At 52.6% G+C, this 20,672-nt stretch carries 18 protein-coding genes; 15 read left to right on the forward strand and 3 right to left on the reverse strand.

The features are described from left to right. Positions 1 to 148: 148 nt before the first annotated feature. The 4 genes from sucA (at position 149) to sucD (ending at position 6,346) form a co-directional block, all read left to right on the forward strand. Positions 149 to 2,956 (forward strand): 2-oxoglutarate dehydrogenase E1 component, encoded by a 2,808-nt coding sequence (gene sucA, locus EA20_RS0114110; RefSeq protein WP_024967444.1) that lies wholly within the window; start codon positions 149 to 151, stop codon positions 2,954 to 2,956. Positions 2,957 to 2,971: 15 nt separating this feature from the next. Continuing rightward, a complete protein-coding gene (odhB, locus tag EA20_RS0114115; protein ID WP_024967445.1) occupies positions 2,972 to 4,198 on the forward strand; it encodes a 2-oxoglutarate dehydrogenase complex dihydrolipoyllysine-residue succinyltransferase in 1,227 nt (408 codons plus the stop codon). A 109-nt stretch (positions 4,199 to 4,307) separates the two neighbouring features. Further along, positions 4,308 to 5,474: an ADP-forming succinate--CoA ligase subunit beta gene (sucC, locus tag EA20_RS0114120; protein WP_024967446.1), complete on the forward strand. Its 1,167-nt coding sequence runs from the start codon at positions 4,308 to 4,310 to the stop codon at positions 5,472 to 5,474. After that, positions 5,474 to 6,346, forward strand: coding sequence for a succinate--CoA ligase subunit alpha (sucD, locus tag EA20_RS0114125; RefSeq protein ID WP_024967447.1), 873 nt, complete (start codon positions 5,474 to 5,476; stop codon positions 6,344 to 6,346). The genes sucC and sucD overlap by 1 nt, the downstream gene beginning before the upstream one ends. A 157-nt stretch (positions 6,347 to 6,503) precedes the next feature. On the opposite strand, the gene treC is transcribed toward sucD, so the two are convergent. After that, positions 6,504 to 8,192 (reverse strand): alpha,alpha-phosphotrehalase, encoded by a 1,689-nt coding sequence (treC, locus tag EA20_RS0114130; RefSeq protein WP_024967448.1) that lies wholly within the window; start codon positions 8,190 to 8,192, stop codon positions 6,504 to 6,506. Between the two features lie 17 nt (positions 8,193 to 8,209). Beyond that, positions 8,210 to 9,631, reverse strand: coding sequence for a PTS trehalose transporter subunit IIBC (gene treB, locus EA20_RS0114135; protein WP_024967449.1), 1,422 nt, complete (start codon positions 9,629 to 9,631; stop codon positions 8,210 to 8,212). A gap of 237 nt (positions 9,632 to 9,868) precedes the next feature. Here treB and treR point away from each other — a divergent pair, with 237 nt between their 5' ends. Beyond that, positions 9,869 to 10,816 carry a trehalose operon repressor TreR gene (gene treR, locus EA20_RS0114140; protein ID WP_024967450.1) on the forward strand — a complete coding sequence of 316 codons (948 nt, stop codon included), beginning with the start codon at positions 9,869 to 9,871 and terminating at the stop codon, positions 10,814 to 10,816. Positions 10,817 to 10,909: 93 nt separating this feature from the next. Here treR and EA20_RS0114145 read toward each other — a convergent pair whose 3' ends face one another. Next, a complete protein-coding gene (locus EA20_RS0114145) occupies positions 10,910 to 11,374 on the reverse strand; it encodes an Exc2 family lipoprotein (protein WP_024967451.1) in 465 nt (154 codons plus the stop codon). A gap of 936 nt (positions 11,375 to 12,310) precedes the next feature. Between EA20_RS0114145 and EA20_RS0114155 the strand changes: the two genes are divergently transcribed. The 10 genes from EA20_RS0114155 (at position 12,311) to tolR (ending at position 20,668) form a co-directional block, all read left to right on the forward strand. Then, positions 12,311 to 13,087 carry an ABC transporter ATP-binding protein gene (locus EA20_RS0114155; RefSeq protein WP_051516361.1) on the forward strand — a complete coding sequence of 259 codons (777 nt, stop codon included), beginning with the start codon at positions 12,311 to 12,313 and terminating at the stop codon, positions 13,085 to 13,087. A gap of 17 nt (positions 13,088 to 13,104) precedes the next feature. Further along, positions 13,105 to 14,058 carry an ABC transporter substrate-binding protein gene (locus tag EA20_RS0114160; RefSeq protein ID WP_024967453.1) on the forward strand — a complete coding sequence of 318 codons (954 nt, stop codon included), beginning with the start codon at positions 13,105 to 13,107 and terminating at the stop codon, positions 14,056 to 14,058. Between the two features lie 20 nt (positions 14,059 to 14,078). Further along, positions 14,079 to 15,074 (forward strand): iron ABC transporter permease, encoded by a 996-nt coding sequence (locus EA20_RS0114165; protein ID WP_038381597.1) that lies wholly within the window; start codon positions 14,079 to 14,081, stop codon positions 15,072 to 15,074. Between the two features lie 693 nt (positions 15,075 to 15,767). Then, on the forward strand, positions 15,768 to 17,333 hold the full coding sequence (gene cydA, locus EA20_RS0114170) for a cytochrome ubiquinol oxidase subunit I (protein WP_024967455.1): 1,566 nt from the start codon (positions 15,768 to 15,770) through the stop codon (positions 17,331 to 17,333). A gap of 15 nt (positions 17,334 to 17,348) precedes the next feature. Continuing rightward, positions 17,349 to 18,488 (forward strand): cytochrome d ubiquinol oxidase subunit II, encoded by a 1,140-nt coding sequence (gene cydB, locus EA20_RS0114175; protein ID WP_024967456.1) that lies wholly within the window; start codon positions 17,349 to 17,351, stop codon positions 18,486 to 18,488. A gap of 15 nt (positions 18,489 to 18,503) precedes the next feature. Next, a complete protein-coding gene (gene cydX / locus EA20_RS20335; protein ID WP_071995421.1) occupies positions 18,504 to 18,614 on the forward strand; it encodes a cytochrome bd-I oxidase subunit CydX in 111 nt (36 codons plus the stop codon). After that, positions 18,614 to 18,907 carry a cyd operon protein YbgE gene (ybgE, locus tag EA20_RS0114185; RefSeq protein WP_024967457.1) on the forward strand — a complete coding sequence of 98 codons (294 nt, stop codon included), beginning with the start codon at positions 18,614 to 18,616 and terminating at the stop codon, positions 18,905 to 18,907. The genes cydX and ybgE overlap by 1 nt, the downstream gene beginning before the upstream one ends. 227 nt (positions 18,908 to 19,134) lie before the next feature. Continuing rightward, on the forward strand, positions 19,135 to 19,539 hold the full coding sequence (gene ybgC / locus EA20_RS0114190) for a tol-pal system-associated acyl-CoA thioesterase (protein ID WP_024967458.1): 405 nt from the start codon (positions 19,135 to 19,137) through the stop codon (positions 19,537 to 19,539). Between the two features lie 5 nt (positions 19,540 to 19,544). Beyond that, on the forward strand, positions 19,545 to 20,222 hold the full coding sequence (tolQ, locus tag EA20_RS0114195) for a Tol-Pal system protein TolQ (protein WP_024967459.1): 678 nt from the start codon (positions 19,545 to 19,547) through the stop codon (positions 20,220 to 20,222). 14 nt (positions 20,223 to 20,236) lie between these two features. Then, a complete protein-coding gene (gene tolR, locus EA20_RS0114200; protein WP_024967460.1) occupies positions 20,237 to 20,668 on the forward strand; it encodes a colicin uptake protein TolR in 432 nt (143 codons plus the stop codon). Positions 20,669 to 20,672 lie beyond the last annotated feature (4 nt).

Genomic DNA, 20,672 nt, shown 5'->3' on the forward strand with positions numbered 1-20,672 from the left:
CAGCGCTCGTATCGATGAACTTTCTGGCCGCGTCCCGCGCTATCTGGCGGAAGGCGGCCCGGGGCAAGCCGCTTATGCGGCGGGGACTTGCAAAGGTTCCATTACATAATCACGGCGAAAAAAAGCACACAATGCTTAAGGGATCACAATGCAGAACAGCGCGATGAAACCCTGGCTAGACTCTTCCTGGCTGGCCGGCGCGAACCAGACCTACATAGAACAGCTCTATGAGGACTATTTAACCGATCCTGACTCTGTTGATATTGCCTGGAAATCGCTGTTTCAGCAGCTTCCCGGAAATGGGGTTAGACCTGAACAATTCCATTCAACCACCCGCGAGTACTTTAAGCGTCTGGCGAAAGATGCCACTCGCTATACCTCTTCCGTCAGCGATCCCGATACCAACGCTAAGCAGGTTAAGGTATTGCAGCTGATTAACGCCTTTCGTTTTCGGGGTCACCAGCTGGCGAACCTCGATCCGCTTGGGCTGTGGAAGCAGGAGGCGGTACCGGATCTCGATCCAGCCTATCACGATCTGACCGAAGCCGATTTCCAGGAAACCTTCAATGTGGGATCTTTTGCCTTTGGCAAAGACACCATGAAGCTGGGCGATCTTTTCGCGCTATTGAAGCAGACCTACTGCGGTTCGATCGGTGCAGAATATATGCACATGACCAATACCGAAGAGAAACGCTGGATTCAGCAGCGTATTGAATCGGTGGCAGGCCAGGCCTCTTTCTCGGCCGAAGAGAAAAAAGGCTTCCTGAAACAGCTGACGGCAGCGGAAGGTCTGGAACGTTATCTGGGCGCGAAATTCCCGGGTGCGAAGCGTTTCTCGCTGGAAGGCGGCGATGCGCTGGTGCCAATGCTGAATGAAATGATTCATCATGCGGGCAAAAACGGCACGCGTGAAGTGGTGCTGGGCATGGCTCACCGTGGCCGCCTCAACGTGCTGATTAACGTGCTGGGTAAAAAGCCGCAGGATCTGTTTGATGAGTTCGCCGGCAAGCACAAAGAGCATCTGGGCACGGGTGATGTGAAGTACCATATGGGCTTCTCTTCTGACGTGGAGACCAAAGGCGGCATGGTCCATCTGGCGCTGGCGTTTAACCCGTCCCACCTTGAGATTGTCAGCCCGGTTGTGATGGGATCCGTGCGAGCCCGTCTTGATCGCCTGGATGAGCCAAGCAGCAACAAAGTTCTGCCAATCACTATCCATGGTGATGCCGCCGTGACGGGCCAGGGCGTGGTTCAGGAAACGCTGAACATGTCGCAAGCGCGGGGTTATGAAGTGGGCGGTACCGTACGTATCGTCATTAATAACCAGATTGGCTTCACTACCTCCAATCCGAAAGATGCCCGCTCCACGCAATACTGTACCGATATTGGTAAGATGGTGCTGGCGCCGATTTTCCACGTCAATGCGGACGATCCGGAAGCCGTTGCTTTCGTGACCCGTCTGGCGTTGGATTTCCGTAACACCTTCAAGCGCGACGTCTTTATCGATCTGGTCTGCTATCGCCGCCACGGCCATAACGAAGCCGATGAGCCGAGTGCCACTCAGCCGGTGATGTACCAGAAAATCAAGAAACACCCCACGCCGCGTAAGATTTATGCTGACAGACTGGAAGCTGAACAGGTGACCAGCCTGGAAGATGCCACGGAAATGGTCAACCTGTATCGTGACGCGCTGGACGCGGGCGAATGCGTGGTGCCGGAATGGCGTCCGATGAGCCTGCACTCGTTCACCTGGTCGCCTTACCTTAATCATGACTGGGACGAGTCCTATCCCTCAAGCTTGGATCCTAAACGCTTACAGGATCTGGCAAAACGCATCAGCAGCGTACCTGAATCGATCGAGATGCAGTCCCGCGTAGCGAAGATCTACAATGATCGTGCGGAAATGGCTGCAGGCAATAAGCTGTTTGACTGGGGCGCGGCAGAAAACCTCGCCTATGCCACGCTGGTTGATGAAGGCATTCCCTGCCGTCTCTCCGGTGAGGATATGGGGCGCGGAACCTTCTTCCACCGTCATGCTGTCATTCACAATCAGGCGAACGGCTCGACCTATACGCCGTTGCAGCATATTCATAACGGCCAGGGAACCTTTAAGGTCTGGGATTCCGTTCTTTCCGAAGAAGCGGTACTGGCTTTTGAATATGGTTACGCCACTGCGGAACCTCGTACCCTGACTATCTGGGAAGCGCAGTTTGGTGACTTCGCCAACGGTGCCCAGGTGGTTATCGATCAGTTCATCAGCTCCGGCGAACAGAAATGGGGCCGGATGTGCGGCCTGGTGATGCTGCTGCCGCATGGTTATGAAGGGCAGGGGCCGGAGCACTCTTCCGCCCGCCTTGAACGCTATCTGCAACTCTGCGCCGAGCAGAACATGCAGGTCTGCGTGCCTTCAACGCCGGCGCAGGTTTATCACATGCTTCGTCGCCAGGCGCTGCGCGGTATGCGCCGTCCGCTGGTGGTGATGTCACCGAAATCCCTGCTGCGCCATCCGCTGGCTGTCTCTTCACTGGAAGAGCTGGCAACCGGCGGCTTTAAGCCAGCCATCGGCGAGATTGACGAACTGGATCCTCAGGGCGTTAAGCGCGTCGTGCTCTGCTCTGGCAAGGTCTATTACGATCTGCTGGATAAACGCCGCAAAAACGAACAGACCGACGTGGCGATTGTGCGTATTGAACAGCTCTATCCTTTCCCGCACAAAGCGGTGCAGGATGTGCTGCAGCAGTATTCACACGTGCATGATTTTGTCTGGTGCCAGGAAGAACCGCTCAATCAGGGCGCCTGGTATTGCAGTCAGCATCACTTCCGCGAAGTCGTGCCATTTGGGGCTTCATTACGTTATGCCGGCCGGCCTGCTTCGGCCTCTCCGGCGGTTGGCTATATGTCCGTTCACCAGCAGCAGCAGCAAGATCTGGTAAATGACGCGCTGAACGTTAATTAATTTAAAGGAAAAATAATGAGTAGCGTAGATATCATCGTCCCTGACCTGCCTGAATCCGTTGCCGATGCGACCGTGGCGACCTGGCACAAAAAACCTGGCGACACCGTTCAGCGCGACGAAGTGCTGGTAGAGATTGAAACCGATAAAGTGGTGCTGGAAGTGCCGGCCTCGGCGGATGGCGTTCTGGAAGCCATTCTGGAAGATGAAGGCGCGACCGTGACATCACGTCAGGCGCTGGGTCGTCTTAAAGAAGGTAACAGCGGCGGCAAAGAGAGTTCAGCCAAACCGGAAGCCAATGAGTCCACGCCGTCACAGCGGCAGAATGCTTCTCTGGAAGAAGAGAGCAGCGACGCCCTCAGCCCGGCGATTCGTCGTCTGATTGCTGAGCATGGTCTGGATGCAGCGGCCATCAAAGGCACCGGCGTGGGTGGCCGACTGACGCGTGAGGATGTTGAAAAGCACCTGGCGAGTAAGCCGGACGCGAAAGCGAATGAAACGAAAGCCCCGGCGGCATCTTCTTCACCGGCACCTGCGCTTGCTGGCCGCAGCGAGAAGCGCGTACCTATGACCCGACTGCGTAAGCGCGTGGCCGAGCGTCTGCTGGAAGCGAAAAACAGCACCGCTATGCTGACGACCTTCAATGAAGTCAACATGCAGCCGATCATGAACCTGCGCAAGCAGTACGGCGAAGCCTTTGAAAAACGCCACGGTGTGCGTCTGGGCTTCATGTCTTTCTATCTGAAAGCGGTCGTTGAAGCACTGAAGCGCTTCCCGGAAGTGAACGCCTCGATTGACGGGGAAGATGTGGTTTACCACAACTACTTCGACGTCAGCATCGCCGTTTCCACGCCTCGCGGTCTGGTCACGCCGGTGCTGAAAGATGTCGATGCGCTGGGTATGGCGGATATTGAGAAAAAAATCAAAGAGCTGGCGATCAAAGGACGTGACGGCAAACTGACCGTTGATGAACTGACCGGCGGTAACTTCACCATCACCAACGGCGGCGTCTTCGGATCGCTGATGTCCACACCGATCATCAACCCACCGCAGAGTGCGATCCTCGGTATGCATGCGATTAAAGATCGCCCAATGGCCGTCAACGGCCAGGTGGTGATCCAACCGATGATGTATCTCGCGCTCTCCTACGATCACCGCCTGATCGATGGTAAAGAGTCGGTGAGCTACCTGGTGGCGATCAAAGAGCTGCTGGAAGATCCTTCTCGTCTGCTGCTGGACGTGTAATCCCTGTCGGGCACGGTTATACCGTCGTGCCCAGCCCTATGTGTGGCCGACACTCAGGTAACATGCCTGGTTCGGCCAAGTCTTTTCCGACCTGAATGGATAGAACATCATGAACTTACACGAATATCAGGCAAAACAGTTGTTTGCTCGGTACGGTCTGCCGGCACCAACCGGTTATGCCTGCACCACACCACGTGAAGCTGAAGAAGCCGCCTCAAAGATTGGCGCCGGTCCGTGGGTGGTGAAATGTCAGGTTCATGCCGGTGGCCGCGGTAAAGCGGGCGGCGTGAAGGTAGTTAAAAGCAAAGAAGAGATCCGTGCTTTTGCTGAACACTGGCTGGGCAAACGTCTGGTAACGTATCAGACGGACGCGGGCGGTCAGCCTGTTAACCAGATCCTGGTTGAAGCGGCGACGGATATTGACCAGGAGCTTTATCTGGGTGCGGTTGTCGACCGTGGCACCCGTCGCGTGGTCTTTATGGCTTCGACCGAAGGCGGCGTGGAAATCGAAAAAGTGGCGGAAGAAACCCCGCACCTGATCCATAAAATGGCGCTTGATCCGTTAACGGGCCCACAGCCTTATCAGGGCCGTGAGCTGGCATTCAAGCTGGGTCTGACCGGCAAGCAGATTAGCCAGTTCACCAAAATCTTTATGGGTCTGGCCAACATGTTTCTTGAGCGCGATCTGGCGCTGGTTGAGATCAACCCACTGGTTATCACCACTCAGGGCGATTTGATCTGCCTGGATGGCAAACTTGGCGCGGACGGCAATGCGCTGTTCCGTCAGCCTGAGCTGCGTGAAATGCGCGACCCGAGCCAGGAAGATTCCCGTGAAGCCCATGCGGCGCAGTGGGAGCTGAACTACGTGGCGCTGGAAGGCAACATTGGCTGCATGGTCAACGGCGCAGGTCTGGCGATGGGGACCATGGACATCGTGAAGCTGAGCGGCGGCCAGCCAGCCAACTTCCTCGACGTGGGCGGCGGCGCGACCAAAGAGCGCGTGACCGAAGCGTTTAAAATTATCCTCTCTGATGATGCGGTGAAGGCCGTGTTCGTTAACATCTTCGGCGGCATCGTTCGCTGCGACCTGATTGCTGATGGCATCATTGGCGCGGTGGAAGAAGTGGGCGTGAACGTCCCTGTAGTTGTCCGCCTTGAGGGGAACAATGCCGAGCTGGGCGCCCAGAAACTGGCCGACAGCGGTTTGAATATTATTGCAGCAACCAGCCTGAGCGACGCTGCGCAGCGCGTTGTGGCCGCAGCGGAGGGAAAATAATGTCCATTTTGATCGATAAAAACACCAAGGTTATCTGCCAGGGCTTCACCGGCGGGCAGGGTACGTTTCACTCCGAGCAGGCGCTGGCGTATGGTACCCAGCTGGTTGGCGGCGTAACGCCAGGCAAGGGCGGTACCGAGCATCTCGGCCTGCCGGTGTTTAACACCGTTCGTGAAGCCGTAGAAGCAACGGGCGCAACGGCATCCGTTATCTACGTACCGGCACCTTTCTGCAAAGACGGTATTCTGGAAGCGATTGACGCGGGCATTAAGCTTATTATCACCATCACCGAAGGTATTCCAACGCTGGATATGCTGACGGTTAAAGTGAAGCTGGACGAAGCTGGCGTGCGCATGATTGGACCAAACTGCCCGGGCGTCATTACCCCGGGCGAATGCAAAATCGGCATCATGCCAGGTCACATTCACCAGCCGGGCCGGATTGGTATCGTTTCCCGTTCAGGGACGCTGACCTATGAAGCGGTTAAGCAGACCACCGACATCGGCTATGGCCAGTCAACCTGCGTCGGTATCGGCGGCGATCCGATCCCGGGATCAAACTTCATCGATATCCTGAAACTGTTCCAGGACGATCCGCAGACGGAAGCGATCGTGATGATTGGTGAGATCGGCGGTAGCGCAGAAGAAGAAGCGGCTGCCTTTATTAAAGAGCACGTCACCAAACCTGTTGTAGGTTACATCGCAGGCGTGACCGCGCCGAAAGGTAAGCGTATGGGCCATGCGGGCGCTATCATCGCCGGCGGTAAAGGCACTGCGGATGAGAAGTTCGCTGCGCTGGAAGCGGCGGGTGTGAAAACCGTTCGCAGCCTGGCGGATATCGGTGATGCGGTAAAAGCGGTACTGCCTCAGTAAATCCTCATTGCTGAGGCTTTACTGAAAGCATTTACTGCAATGAACCCCGAAAGTTGGACAGCCAACGAGTAGGGTTTTTTTTGTACCTGGACCTGATTGCGCCCGCTATTTACGGGCTTTTATTCGCTGCTATAACCACGAAATAGTGAATAGCTGATTATTCTCCGGATAACTTGCTCAAGCCTGAGGCTTTAATCAACCAGACACATTCATATGATCGTAAACTGCCCGTAGACAACTGCTGGACGGAATCAGCGTAGTTCGCACAGACAAGCTCCCATCCCACTTCCGGATCACTATGTTCACCGGGGATCTTTATCGGCTCCGGCCCGAGATTAGCGATAACCAACAGAGTCGTGTCGCCGTCGCAGCGCTGGTAACACCAACACTCTTCGGAGTCAGGCTCAAGATCAACGTAATTTCCCCTGGTCAGTATGGGCATGGATTTTCGTAGCGCGATAAGGTGCCGGTATGTATGTAATACTGAATCAACATTCTCTTTTTCTTGCGCGACGTTGATGTAGCGGTAATTACCGGCAATATCCATCCAGCTTTTCCCGCAGGTAAAACCCGCATTTTCGCTGTCATCCCACTGTACCGGCGTTCTGCCGTTATCGCGTGATTTAGCCGCCAGCACCGCCAGCACTGCCTCATCTTCCTGATGAGTCCGCAAAATTTTGTACATGTTCAGGCTTTCAACATCGCGATACTGCTTAATATTGCTAAAGTGAGGGTTCGTCATCCCGATTTCTTCACCCTGATAGATGTACGGCGTGCCCTGCATACCATGCAGGACCATCGCCAGCATTTTGGCCGACACCGTGCGTAAAGGACCTTCATCACCCAGACGAGATACGATGCGGGGCTGATCGTGATTGCACCAGAACAGCGCGTTCCACGCCAGGCCGTGCATACCGCGCTGCCACTCAGAGAAGATCCGCTTTAGCGCCACTCTGTCAGCGGGTGCCACGACCCATTTATTACCGGCAGGATAATCTATTTTGAGATGATGGAAATTAAAGGTCATTGACAGCTCTTTGCCATCCAGACGGGCATAGCGCTGACAGTGCTCAAGCTGAGTGGACGACATTTCACCCACCGTCATCAATCCACGCGGCTGGAACACATCCCGGCTCATCTCTTCCAGAAAATCGTGTATAGAGGGGCCGTCAGTGTAAAAACGACGACCGTCACCCTCATGGTCATCCGGCAAGTCGGGATGTTTAGAGACCAGGTTGATAACATCCAGCCGTAACCCATCAACGCCTTTGTCTGCCCAGAAATGGCAGATAGCTTTCAGAGCATCACGGACTTGTGGATTCTCCCAGTTGAGATCGGCCTGGTGAGCAGAAAAAGAGTGGAGATAAAATTGCTGACTCTCTTCATGCCAGTGCCAGGCACTCCCGCCAAATTTGGAATGCCAGTTATTGGGCAACCGGCCTTCTTTACCCTCACGCCAGATATAATAATTGCGCCATGGACTGTTGCGGTCCTGCGCTGCCGCTTTAAACCACGCATGTTCAGTTGAGGTATGATTAAAAACCATGTCCATAATCACCCTGATCTGACGCTGGTGCGCCGCTTCTGTCAGCGCCTCAAAATCTTCCATGGTGCCAAACAGAGGATCGATGGCGTAATAATCCGAGACATCATAGCCGTTATCAACTTGGGGCGAGCAATAGATTGGCGTCAGCCAGATTGCGCTAACGCCCAGCCATTGCAGATAATCCAGACGTTGTGTAATACCCCGAATATCACCCATACCGTTTCCGCTACTGTCCTGAAAACTGCGCGGGTATATCTGATAGATAACGCCGTTCTGCCACCAGTGAACGTCATTTTTCATGTGGTGATTTCCTTTTCTCAGACGATCAATAACTTACCGGAGGCACGCTTACGTTTATAAATGGCCATGGTGAGCATCAGTGGCACGGCAATCGCGACAATCATCGCAATGCCAAACACCGACCAGTATTGCGTTTTCACCGAGAGAATAGCGGGCAGGCCACCCACGCCAATACCGTTTGCCATGACGCCAGATAGCCCACAGATCAGCCCGGCGCATGCTGAGCCAACCATGCCGCACAGCATCGGAAAACGGTATTTCATATTGATGCCATACATCGCAGGTTCCGTTACCCCAAGATAAGCTGAGATCGCTGCCGGAACGGAAATTTCACGTTCATTCACTTTCTTGCTCATGAAGATGATACCCAGCACCGCCGAACCTTGCGCCATATTAGAGAGCGCGATAATCGGCCAGACGGGCGTCCCACCGAGATTCTGGATCAGCTGTAAATCAACAGCCAGCGTCGTCTGATGCACGCCGGTGATAACCAGTGGCGCATATAAAAAACCAAACAGCGCAGAGCCAACCGGGGCGAATGGTCCGGTCATTAAGTGGCTGACTCCCCAGGCGATACCGTTACCAATAACCCGGCCGAAAGGCCCGATAATGGTATGCGCCAGGAAAACGGCGAGCAGCAGCGAGACGACAGGAACAATCACTAACGTCAGGTAATCTGGTACGATGCGTTTCAGCTTGAGCTCGATCCAGGCCAGCGTAAGGCCAGCCAGAATGGAAGGAATAACCTGAGACTGATAGCCGACTTTGTCGATGGAGAACCAGCCAAAATTCCATGCCTCAGGTAATTGCTGCCCCAGCAGATAGGCGTTCATCAGTTGAGGGGAGACCAGCGTAATACCCAGCACAATCCCCAGAATTGGCGTGCCCCCCATTTTTTTGACCACTGACCAGCAGATGCCAACCGGGATATAAAAGAAGATCGCCTCACCGATTAACCATAAGAAATCATAAATGCTTTGCCAGACGGCTGAGGCTTCAGTCAATGGCGCATCGTTATAAAGCGGCAAATCACCAATCAGATTACGGAAACCTAAAATCAACCCGCCGCTTATAAGCGCGGGCAGCAACGGGAAAAAGATTTCAGCAAAATGGGAGATCAGGCTTTCATGCCATTTCATATTTTGTCTGGCTACGCGCTTCGCGCTTTCTTTATCCGTACCGCTGAGCTGGGTTTGCGCAAGAAGCACCTGATACCAGTCATCCACATCCGTGCCGATGACCACCTGAAATTGACCCGCATTGGTAAAGCAGCCCTTCACCATCGGCAGGGTTTCAATATCCTTGGGCCGGGCTTGAGCGGGATCGTTCAGAACAAACCTTAGTCTGGTAATACAGTGGGTTACGGTGGCAATGTTGCTTTTGCCTCCCACCATCTCAATTAATTTATCAATATCTTGAGCATTACTTTTTCTCGCCATTTTTGTCTTCCGGAAGTGGGGGAGGAGTCGTTACGATTGTTGTTCTTTACGGAATGAAAGTTGTCTCTCAGGACGAGTGAGAACATAGCTGCTTAAAAAAACAACCGATAGTAGGAACGTTCCAATTATTGAAAGCGATCACAATATCGTTTAAAAAAATTTAAGGAAGGTGCCTGAAATGGACCCGGACGTTGATGTTAGAATGACCGTTACAGCATTTAAAAGGCATGGCACGCGATGAATGAGAAAAAGTTGACCTTAAATGATATCGCCAGGCTGAGTGGCGTCGGCAAGTCTACTGTTTCCCTGGTTATCAACAACAGTGACAAGGTCAAAGCGTCAACGCGTCAGCATGTTGAAGCCATCATCAGCCAGTATGGTTACACACCCTCGAAGTCGGCACAGGCACTGCGCTCCCAGCGTGAAAAAATCATTGGGGTTATCGTCACACGCCTCGATTCCGCGTCAGAAAATCAGGTAGTCAGAGCGATGCTACCTGATATTTATGCACAGAAATATGACGCAATCTTGATGGAAAGCTTACTGGATGCACAGTTGTTAGAGGACCATTTGCATGTGCTCGAACAGCGGAATGTTGAAGGCGTCATCCTTTTTGGTTTTTCTGAAATGGAGAGGAAAAGGCTGAAAAACTGGCAGGATAAGATGGTCATTATCGCTTCCTCATTACCGGGTTTCGCTTCTGTTACTTATGATAATGCCGGTGCTATCAACATTCTGATGGCGAAGATGAACAGGCAGGGCCATCAGAAAGTGAATTATATCGGCGTGACGGATAACGACCGCACCACCGGCAGTTTACGTTATCAGACTTACCTGAAGTGCTGTAAAAAATATGGCTATGAACCTGTCGCTGCGCTTGGCGATCTCAGCTATCAAAGTGGTTATGAGCTGGCAAAAAAGAGCGTGACGGCTGAAACCAGCGCGTTAATTTGTGCCACTGACACCATTGCGCTGGGCGCGATTAAATATATCAGAGAGCAAGGCTGGGATATTAAAGTCGGCAGTGTTGGCTGTACGCCGCTGATGACTTTTCTTGAGCCTGATATTATGTCCGTTGAGCTGGGTTATCAGCACGCTGGCCTGAAGTCGTCACAACTGTTGTTCTCCATGCTGAGAGGCGAGAGCGGTCCGCAACGCGCCATTATCCCTTTCCGGCTTTCCTGAATAATTGACACTGTTTGTGACCTGGCCGGTATGAAGCGGCTGGCCTACCGATCCCGCCTTTTTTCAAAGGCGGGATGTCACCCAATTGTAACGTCAGGGATATCCGTTATAGCCGTCCCAGTAGGTTTTGATAGCACTTTCCAGCAGGATGCTGGCCCTTTTTTCCGGTTGTTCAGCTGCATATACTTGCGTAAGAAACAGGCTTTTTTGTGCGCTGGCATCAAAAGGCCCTGCAGGATGTCCAGAAGGAAGCATTTCTGCCTTTGACTGCGCAGCACTGCCAGTGAAGCTCAGGATACGTTGCTGTGCCTGCTCCATGCTGAGACCTGATGCGCGATCCTGTTTACCCAGCACATAAAATTGGTTGAGGAACTTTGCAGTTACACGAATGTTATCGGCAATAAGCGGGCGGGTATTTGGGTCGAAGTGAATATTTGCAAGCTGTAAGGCGGCATGGCGGGCATTTCTGTCCACACTGCTCTGGGAATGTGTACAAGCGCTTAAGAGAAATGCTGACAGCAGTAAAATGATATATAGCGGCTTCAGAGAGTAAGTCATATAAACATCCTTGTGTTAAAACGTGAATCCATTAAATGTCATCCGGCCACATTGATTGTACGGCCTTCAGGGGCATCTTCCCTGCGATGAAGTTGAGGAGCGATATTCCTTAATGCAGGGAATATGTCGGATGATAATCCATGTTATTTGCCAATAAAAGTCTTATATAGTCAGGCTAAATGCAAATATAAAGTGGTCAGGCTGATGCCCGGATTATCAGCGTTTGATGAAAGCGGCAATGAAAGTAAAATATTACGCAAAATCCTGGCGAAACTATCAAACCGGGCGCAATAATAATGATGATAAGCAGTTGCTGTAACCCATTAACGCTTTCTGATTAACAACGTGTTGCAGGCTAATATTTCCCGGGCAGGAGATGTTTTTGCGCGCCGCACAAAAACGCCTGATGATCACCTCTCTCTGAAGATGTTAAAGAGAAGCTGGAGACGCCGCACAAATCATCCCTTTAGCGTCTTAACTGACTGCATAAGGCGCAGTGGCAGCCATTAACGGGTTCTGCACTGCAGCTGCCAGGGGTTAAAGCCACCGTTATCATTTCATGAAAACCTGAGTAGGGCGTTACCGCAGACTGCCTGTCATTTACGTTTTGACTTTCCGTTGAAGAAACCTTCGCCTTAAACGCCAGAGCCTGAGACGACGCCAGGGCGCAACACAAAAAAATCAGTGAATGCCGCATGCTGAAAACTCCACGTCAGTAAGTTAGTTATTGTTACAGAGTAACATAGATTTCGCTTAGTCAACCGATCGCCAGGTGGTAACCCCTTTTTTATCGACATGCATCACCAGTGCGACAGAAAAGTAACAGCACGTCCTGGATAAAATTGTTATCGATCATCAGCATGTCTGGTGAGGCTGGTCAGTTGAGTTAGTAAGTGTTATGTTATAACATAACTAAAGTGATGCAGGCTGAATATCATGTCTGACTTACTCCAGATCGAAGGCGTGTCATTACTTTCACGTCGCAAAGAGTGGCTGCTCGACAACATCTCGTTTTCCCTCAGGGAAGGGGAGCGGATAGCGATCCTCGGTCCGAACGGCAGCGGAAAATCTACGCTGTTACGCGCAATAACAGGTGAATATGCCACGGATAAAGGCGTTATCCGGTTAAGGGGACGTTCTCTATTTGAGATGAAAACCGGACTACGGGCCAGAGAGATCGCTTTTCTGGCTCAGAATGATGAACCGGAGCCGCGCCTGACTCTTGAGGAATATGTGACGCTGGGAAGGCTCCCGCATGCCGGTAACCGCTGCCGGAGAAGGGATCGCTGCATTGTTGAAGAAGCGATAGATGAAACCGGGCTTCAGGCTCAGCGATACCGTACGCTTGGCGAGTTGTCAGGCGGTCAGCGGCAGCGTGCCGCGCTTGCCCGTGCGCTGGCTCAGACCCCATCTCTTCTCCTGCTCGACGAACCGACTAACCATCTTGATCCACCGGGCCGTTCAGCGTTGTTATCGCTGATAAAAAGTAAAGGTATCGCCGTTATTGTGGTGCTACACGATCTGACATTAGCGGAAAATTTCGCCGATCGGATTGTGCTCCTGCGGGAAGGGCGGCAGGTGATCTGCGATGTGCCAGAGAGAGCATTACAAACCCCTGTCATTTTCCCCATTTTTGGACTGGAAAGTTTCTGTGTGTCGCATCCAGCTTCCGGTAAAAACATGCGTATCTACGATCTCCCTCATTCTGTCTGAAAGGATATTTCTCATCAATGCGTCGTCACCTGATGTTTTTATTACTGCTGAGCAGTTTCTCCGCTGGCGCGGCTGCTTTTCCGGTTACCGTTAACAGCTGCGGTAAGCCTGTCACTTTCGACCGGCCACCAGAAAGAGCGATTATTAACGATCTTAATATGGCTGAAATGGCCTTTGCGCTAAATTTGCAGGATCGCATTATCGGGCTGACGGGGATCAGCGGCTGGTACAAAATGACAGAGGATTTCAACCAACGGCGGGGAGAGATCCCTGAACTGGCGCCCAAATATCCCTCGCTGGAAACGCTGCTGGCCGCCAGACCTGATTTCTTTTTCGCCGGCTGGAATTATGGCATGAAGCCAGGAGGCGATGTCACGCCAGAGACGTTACGCCCGTTTGGCATTGCCACTTTTGTGCTGAGTGAAAGCTGCATCTTTACGGATAAGCCGTCAGCGAAAGCCAGCATGGCTTTACTTTATAATGATCAGATAACGCTGGGGAAAATCTTCGGGAAAGAAAAAGAAGCCCGGAGGCTTACAGCGCAATGGAAACAGCGGCTTTCGGCGCTGCCGATGCGACCGGCTGGCGCCAGGCCGGCAAACGTCTTTATTTATGATTCTGGGGAGGAGAAACCTTTCACCAGCGGGCGTTATGCTATGCCCACCGCCATTGTGGAAGCGGCTGGAGGCCATAATGTGATGGACAACCTACAGGCCAGCTGGACCACCACCTCCTGGGAACATGTTGCCACAACGGAACCCGATTTGATTGTTTTGCTGGATTATCAGTCCGGCAGCGGAGCGGATGCGCTGCAACGCTTTCTGGAATCTCACCCTTTAATGAAAAGGACGCCAGCGGTAAAGCAGAAGCGCTACCTTAAATTACGCTATGAAGAGCTGACGCCGGGTCCGGCGAATATTGATGCGGTCGAAAAGCTGGCCCGGTCTTTATACGGTAAAAAGCCGTCGTGAGCAGAGAGGGGAAACGTTTTATGCTGGCCCTGGTTATCGGCATGGTACTGCTGGTGGGGCTGGCGATCTGGAGCCTGTTACAGGGTGCTGTTCCGCTGACCCTAAGCCAGCTGGCGGGTGTCTTTGGCATCCCCAACGCGCCCATTTCGCCCATGATAAGTACGATTGTGCTGGAGCTACGCTTACCCAGGGTGCTGCTTGCCTTATTAACTGGTGCCGGACTTGCCATGACCGGGGTGTTACTTCAGACCACCACGCGCAATGAGCTGGCTGACCCTTTTCTGTTTGGCCTTTCATCGGGCGCTTCGGCGGGCGCAGTACTGGTTATCACCCGATTCGGCGATCGTCTCGGCGGGCTTACGCTGCCGCTTTCCGCTTTTGCAGGCGGCGTATTGTCGGCAATTGCCGTACTGACGCTGTTTCATATCAATAAACATCGTCGCTCAGAGCAGCTTATCGTCAGCGGACTTGCCGTTTCATTCCTGTTCAGCGCCTTTACCAGCTATCAGGTATTTGCTGGCGATCAGCGCGCGGCCAGTTCGGTGATGTTCTGGTCGCTGGGCGGCCTGGGGCTGGCGCGCTGGGATAATCTTGCTATTGCGGTCACCAGTCTTGTTCTGCTGACCGGTTTTGTCGCCCTGCGCCAGCGTTCGCTCGATGGCTTACTGGCTGGCGAACAGACGGCTGCCTCCATGGGCATTAACATTTCTGCCCTGCGCACCGAGACGTTTATCTGCTGCGCGCTGGCCACGTCGCTGCTGGTATCGCTTACCGGCGTCATTGGTTTTGTCGGCCTGATGGTTCCGCATCTGGCAAGACGCATCACCGGCGTAAGGCATGCTTTGCTGCTGCCGCTCTCCGCCGTACTTGGCGCACTGTTACTTTGTGGGGGAGACATGCTCAGCCGGACGCTGATAAAGGATCAGGAATTACCCGTAGGCATCATCACTGCCGGGGTTGGTGGATTTTTCATCATCGTCATGCTGATGAGAAAGGCACCAGGAGCGTTACGTTAGGTCAAAGGCTTCAGGCAAGGCGGATCACTCCTGCGGCTGCCTCTATGCCTGCGTTGTCCGGCCACTATGGCCAGGGCTTAAAGGTCACATGACCCCGTTGGAGAAACCACGATTTCCTCTACCACAGAAGATGTTTTGCAGCAAATAGCCCTCCATCAGCAAACAGGCATAATCTCATCTTCTTTCCGTTTAAGCCTTACAGAAACGCGTGGTTAATTTAAATTTCGATTAATGAAGATAATGTTGATTAAAGGTGCTTTAAATTACATTAAATTAACATTGATTCTTTTTTGGCATAAATTTATTCTTCGCGCTTTGTCCTGTATCAATAAAACGCGATCTAAATCAATTCTTATATCTGGAAAAATTCTGCGTTTTTCTATTAAATTGCTCTGCATCAAATTAGTCGGTTTAGTGTTCTGCGTGCTTATTTGATGCAGTTAACGTTAATAGCCTCGCCAATGTAAATTTCAGTTGTTAGCTACCTATAAAGGCGTAGACTACGCGTGGAAATAGCCAAGCGTTTTTAAAAACGTAAGTCGTAAATTCGGCGTTTGAACTGATACATCTATTTATCATTTCTGCAACGTCATCGGGGAAGTTTATTTAAATTACTGGCACTGACCAGCGGTGGCCCTATATTTAGCGGCTGCCTGTTGTGTCATACCTCAGTGCGAGGAGCAAGGAGTCAAGATGTTTGATATTGTCGAACTGTCGCGCTTACAGTTTGCTTTGACGGCCATGTACCATTTCCTGTTTGTCCCGCTAACGCTCGGCATGGCGTTTTTGCTGGCCATTATGGAAACGGTTTACGTGCTCTCAGGTAAACCTATTTATAAAGATATGACCAAATTCTGGGGCAAGTTGTTTGGCATTAACTTTGCGCTGGGTGTGGCGACCGGTCTGACTATGGAGTTTCAGTTCGGAACCAACTGGTCTTATTATTCACATTACGTCGGTGATATTTTTGGTGCACCGCTGGCGATTGAAGGATTGATGGCCTTTTTCCTTGAATCAACCTTCGTGGGCCTCTTCTTTTTCGGCTGGGACCGGCTTGGCAAAGTCCAGCATATGGCTGTGACATGGTTGGTCGCGTTAGGATCGAATCTCTCCGCACTGTGGATTCTGGTCGCGAATGGCTGGATGCAGAATCCGATCGCCTCAGACTTTAATTTCGAAACCATGCGTATGGAAATGGTCAGTTTCTCCGAACTGATCTTTAACCCGGTGGCGCAGGTTAAATTCGTTCATACCGTCGCGGCGGGCTATACCTGCGGCGCCATGTTTATCATGGGGATCAGCGCCTACTATCTGCTGCGTAACCGTGATATCGCTTTTGCCAAACGCTCATTCGCCATTGCTGCCAGTTTTGGTATGGCGGCGATCCTGTCCGTTATCGTACTGGGTGATGAGTCGGGCTACGAAGTGGGGGATGTGCAGAAAACCAAGCTTGCTGCGATTGAAGCCGAATGGGAAACGCAGCCTGCGCCAGCGGCATTTACCCTGTTCGGTATCCCGGATCAGGAAGCGCAGCGTAATAATTATGCTGTACAGATCCCATGGGCGCTGGGACTTATCGCGACTCGCTCCGTTGACGGACAGGTAACAGGTCTGAAAGAACTGATGGGTCAGCACGAGGTGCGCATTCGTAACGGTATGACGGCTTACCATCTGCTGGAGCAATTGCGTGCGGGCAATAACGATCCGGCCGTCCGTGATGCGTTTAACGATGTGAAGAAAGATCTGGGCTATGGGTTGTTGCTGAAGCGCTACACGCCGAACGTTACCGATGCCAGCGAAGCACAGATCCAGCAGGCAACCAAAGACTCTATTCCACGCGTTGCGCCGCTCTACTTCTCATTCCGTATTATGGTTGGCTGCGGCGTATTGATGCTGCTGATTATCGGCTGCGCCTTCTGGAGTGTAATCCGCAATCGTATTGGCAAAAGCACCTTCCTGCTTAAATGCGCGCTCTACGGTATTCCTCTGCCATGGATCGCCATTGAATCTGGCTGGTTCGTTGCTGAATATGGTCGTCAACCCTGGGCGATTGGGGAAGTGCTGCCTACGGCAGTCGCTAACTCTTCGCTGACGGTGGGCGACCTGCTCTTTTCAATGCTCCTGATTTGCGGTCTCTATACGCTGTTCCTGGTGGTTGAAATGTACCTGATGTTTAAGTTTGCGCGCCTTGGTCCGAGCAGCCTGAAGACGGGACGCTATCACTATGAACACAGTACCGCACCTCAACCGGCACGCTAAGACAGGAGTAATTTAATGATCACTTATGAACTGTTGCGCCTCGTCTGGTGGGTTCTGATCGGCATCCTGCTGATTGGCTTCGCCGTCGCGGACGGGTTTGATATGGGCGTGGGCATGCTCTCACGTATTCTCGGACGCACCGATACCGATCGACGCATTATGATCAACAGCATTGCGCCCCACTGGGACGGTAACCAGGTCTGGTTAATCACTGCAGGCGGCGCGCTGTTCGCTGCCTGGCCCATGGTTTATGCTGCGGCATTTTCGGGATTCTATGTCGCAATGATCCTGGTGCTGGCATCGCTCTTTTTCCGTCCTGTCGGTTTTGATTACCGTTCAAAAATTGAAGACCCGCGCTGGCGTCGCACCTGGGACTGGGGCATTTTTATCGGTAGCTTTGTGCCGCCGCTGGTTATCGGCGTCGCCTTTGGCAACCTGCTTCAGGGGGTGCCATTTACGATGGATGAGTATCTGCGTCTGTTCTATACCGGTACATTCTTCCAGTTGCTCAATCCGTTTGCGCTGCTGGCAGGGATCGTCAGTCTGACCATGATCCTTACCCAGGGCGCCACTTATCTGCAAATGCGTACCCTAGGCGAGCTACATATTCGTTCCAGAGCCGCCGCGCAGATTTCGGCACTGGTGATGATGGTCTGTTTCGTGCTCGCTGGCGTATGGGTGATGTATGGCATTGACGGCTATGTTGTGACGTCGGTACTGGATCATAATGCAGTCTCTAACCCAATGACGAAAGAGGTCGCACGTGAAGCGGGCGCCTGGCTTGTGAACTTCAATAACCAGCCACTCTTGTGGGCGATCCCGGCGCTGGGCGTGGTAGCACCGCTGCTGACCGTGCTCTGCTCGCGCTGTGAGAAAGGGGCATGGGCCTTTTTCTTCTCATCGCTGACGCTGGCTGCGGTGATCCTGACGGCGGGCGTGGCGATGTTCCCGTTCATTATGCCTTCCAGCACAACGCCTAATCTGAGCCTGACCCTGTGGGATGCCACATCAAGCCTGTTGACGCTGAAGATTATGACGATTGCTGCCCTGATTTTCGTACCGGTTATCCTGATATACACAACCTGGTGTTATTACAAAATGTTCGGTCGCATCACCAAAGAGCAGATTGAAACTAACACCCATTCTCTTTACTGATTGAGGAGCTGAACTATGTGGTATTTTGCCTGGATCCTCGGCACGCTGCTGGCCTGCGCTTTCGGCATCATTACGGCGCTGGCGATTGAGCACATTGAAGACAGCGAAGCGAAAGATAACCCCTGATGGCAGAACTCATCATCCGCCTCTACAGCATGATGAATAAGCGCATGCTGAGGGCGCTTTCTCTGCTGATGGCTTTGCTGCTGGCGGGATGCATCTTCTGGGATCCCGCCCGCTTTGCGGCCAGCCGGGGGCATCTGGAAATCTGGCAGGGGTTACTCATGATGTGGGCTGTATGTACTGGCGTGATCCATGGAGTGGGCTTTCATCCCCGCCGGTTACGCTGGCAGGCCTTTTTCTCGCCTTTGCCTGCTTTTGTAATCCTGCTCTGCGGGCTGTTTTTCTTCTTTCATTAAGTCAAACGGAGCGGCATTGTATGCCGCTCCGCTGTAGCGGCCAGTCTGTATCGCATTTGTCTCTTTTTTTCCCTCTACTTATGTCAGCATTTGTCTGACTGTCGGGGCGAAATTTCTCAAGGTGTTTCACCGCAATAATTATTTACGCTCCCCTCTGGCAATCCATTCCAAAGCCGATAGCTCTTGCGTATAGTAGCAACGTTATAAAAGCATGACCGGGATGTAGAGTGAGTACAACACAGTTTCGATGGCCGGTTCGCGTCTATTACGAAGACACGGATGCCGGTGGTGTGGTTTACCATGCCAGCTATGTCGCTTTCTATGAACGGGCACGAACCGAAATGCTGCGCCAGCACCATTTCAATCAACAGACGTTGCTGGAACAGCAGATTGCGTTTGTCGTGCGTCGTCTCACGGTTGACTATCTTGCCGCTGCCCGCCTTGATGATTTACTTGAGGTGCAGAGTGAGGTGGTGAAAATGACCAGAACGACCATGACTTTCGCACAACGTATTGTTAACGCAGAGGGGCGGACGCTGAATGAGGCGGACGTTCTGATTGCCTGTATCAATCCACACCTAATGAAGCCAATTGCGCTTCCCAAGTCTATTGTCGCGGAGTTCAAGCAGTGACTGACATGAACGTTCTTGATTTGTTCCTTAAGGCTAGCCTTTTGGTCAAACTTATCATGTTGATTTTGATTGGCTTTTCCATAGCTTCCTGGGCAATCATTATTCAGCGTACCCGTATCCTGAACGCGGCTGGGCGAGAAGCCGATGCCTTTGAAGATAAATTCTGGTCGGGGATTGAACTCTCCCGCCTCTATCAGGAAAGCCAGGCTCGCCGCGATGAGCTGGCCGGCTCTGAACAGATTTTCTACGCGGGCTTTAAAGAGTTCGCCCGACTGCACCGTGCCAATAACCATGCGCCGGAAGCGGTGGTGGAAGGGGCAACGCGCGCGATGCGGATTTCATTTAATCGCGAACTGGAAACGCTCGAAAACCATATTCCTTTCCTGGGTACCGTGGGTTCGATCAGTCCTTATATCGGTCTGTTCGGTACGGTCTGGGGCATCATGCACGCCTTTATCGCGCTCGGCGCGGTGAAGCAGGCCACTCTCCAGATGGTCGCACCAGGTATTGCTGAAGCGCTGATCGCCACTGCGATCGGGTTGTTCGCCGCTATCCCTGCGGTCATGGCCTATAACCGTCTCAGTCAGCGCGTGAACAAGCTGGAACAGAATTACGATAACTTTATGGAAGAGTTCACGGCTATTCTGCATCGTCAGGCGTTCTCCAGCGACGTCAGCAAGTAAGAGCGGAGGTACGCATGGCCAGAACGCGTGGTCGCGGCCGTCGCCGCGAAGTGAAGTCAGAGATCAATATCGTTCCGCTGCTGGACGTGCTGCTGGTGCTGTTGCTTATTTTTATGGCGACGGCGCCGATTATCACCCAGAGCGTGGAAGTGGACCTGCCCGACGCCACGGATTCAAAAACCGTGGGGGGGGGAGATAATCCACCGGTGATCGTCGAAGTGGCTGGCGTAGGGCAATATACCCTTGTCGTCGATCGCGATCGCCTCGAGCAGCTACCGCCTGAGCAGGTTGTTGCCGAAGCACAGCGCCAGCTTGAGGCCAATCCTAAGGCCGTATTCCTGATTGGCGGGGCAAAAGAGGTCCCTTATGACGAAATCATTAAGGCGCTGAACTTGCTGCATCAGGCGGGCGTGAAGTCTGTAGGCCTGATGACGCAGCCGATTTAATTCA

It is taken from the genome of Pantoea sp. IMH (genome assembly GCF_000599885.1).
Classification (GTDB): Bacteria; Pseudomonadota; Gammaproteobacteria; order Enterobacterales; family Enterobacteriaceae; genus Erwinia.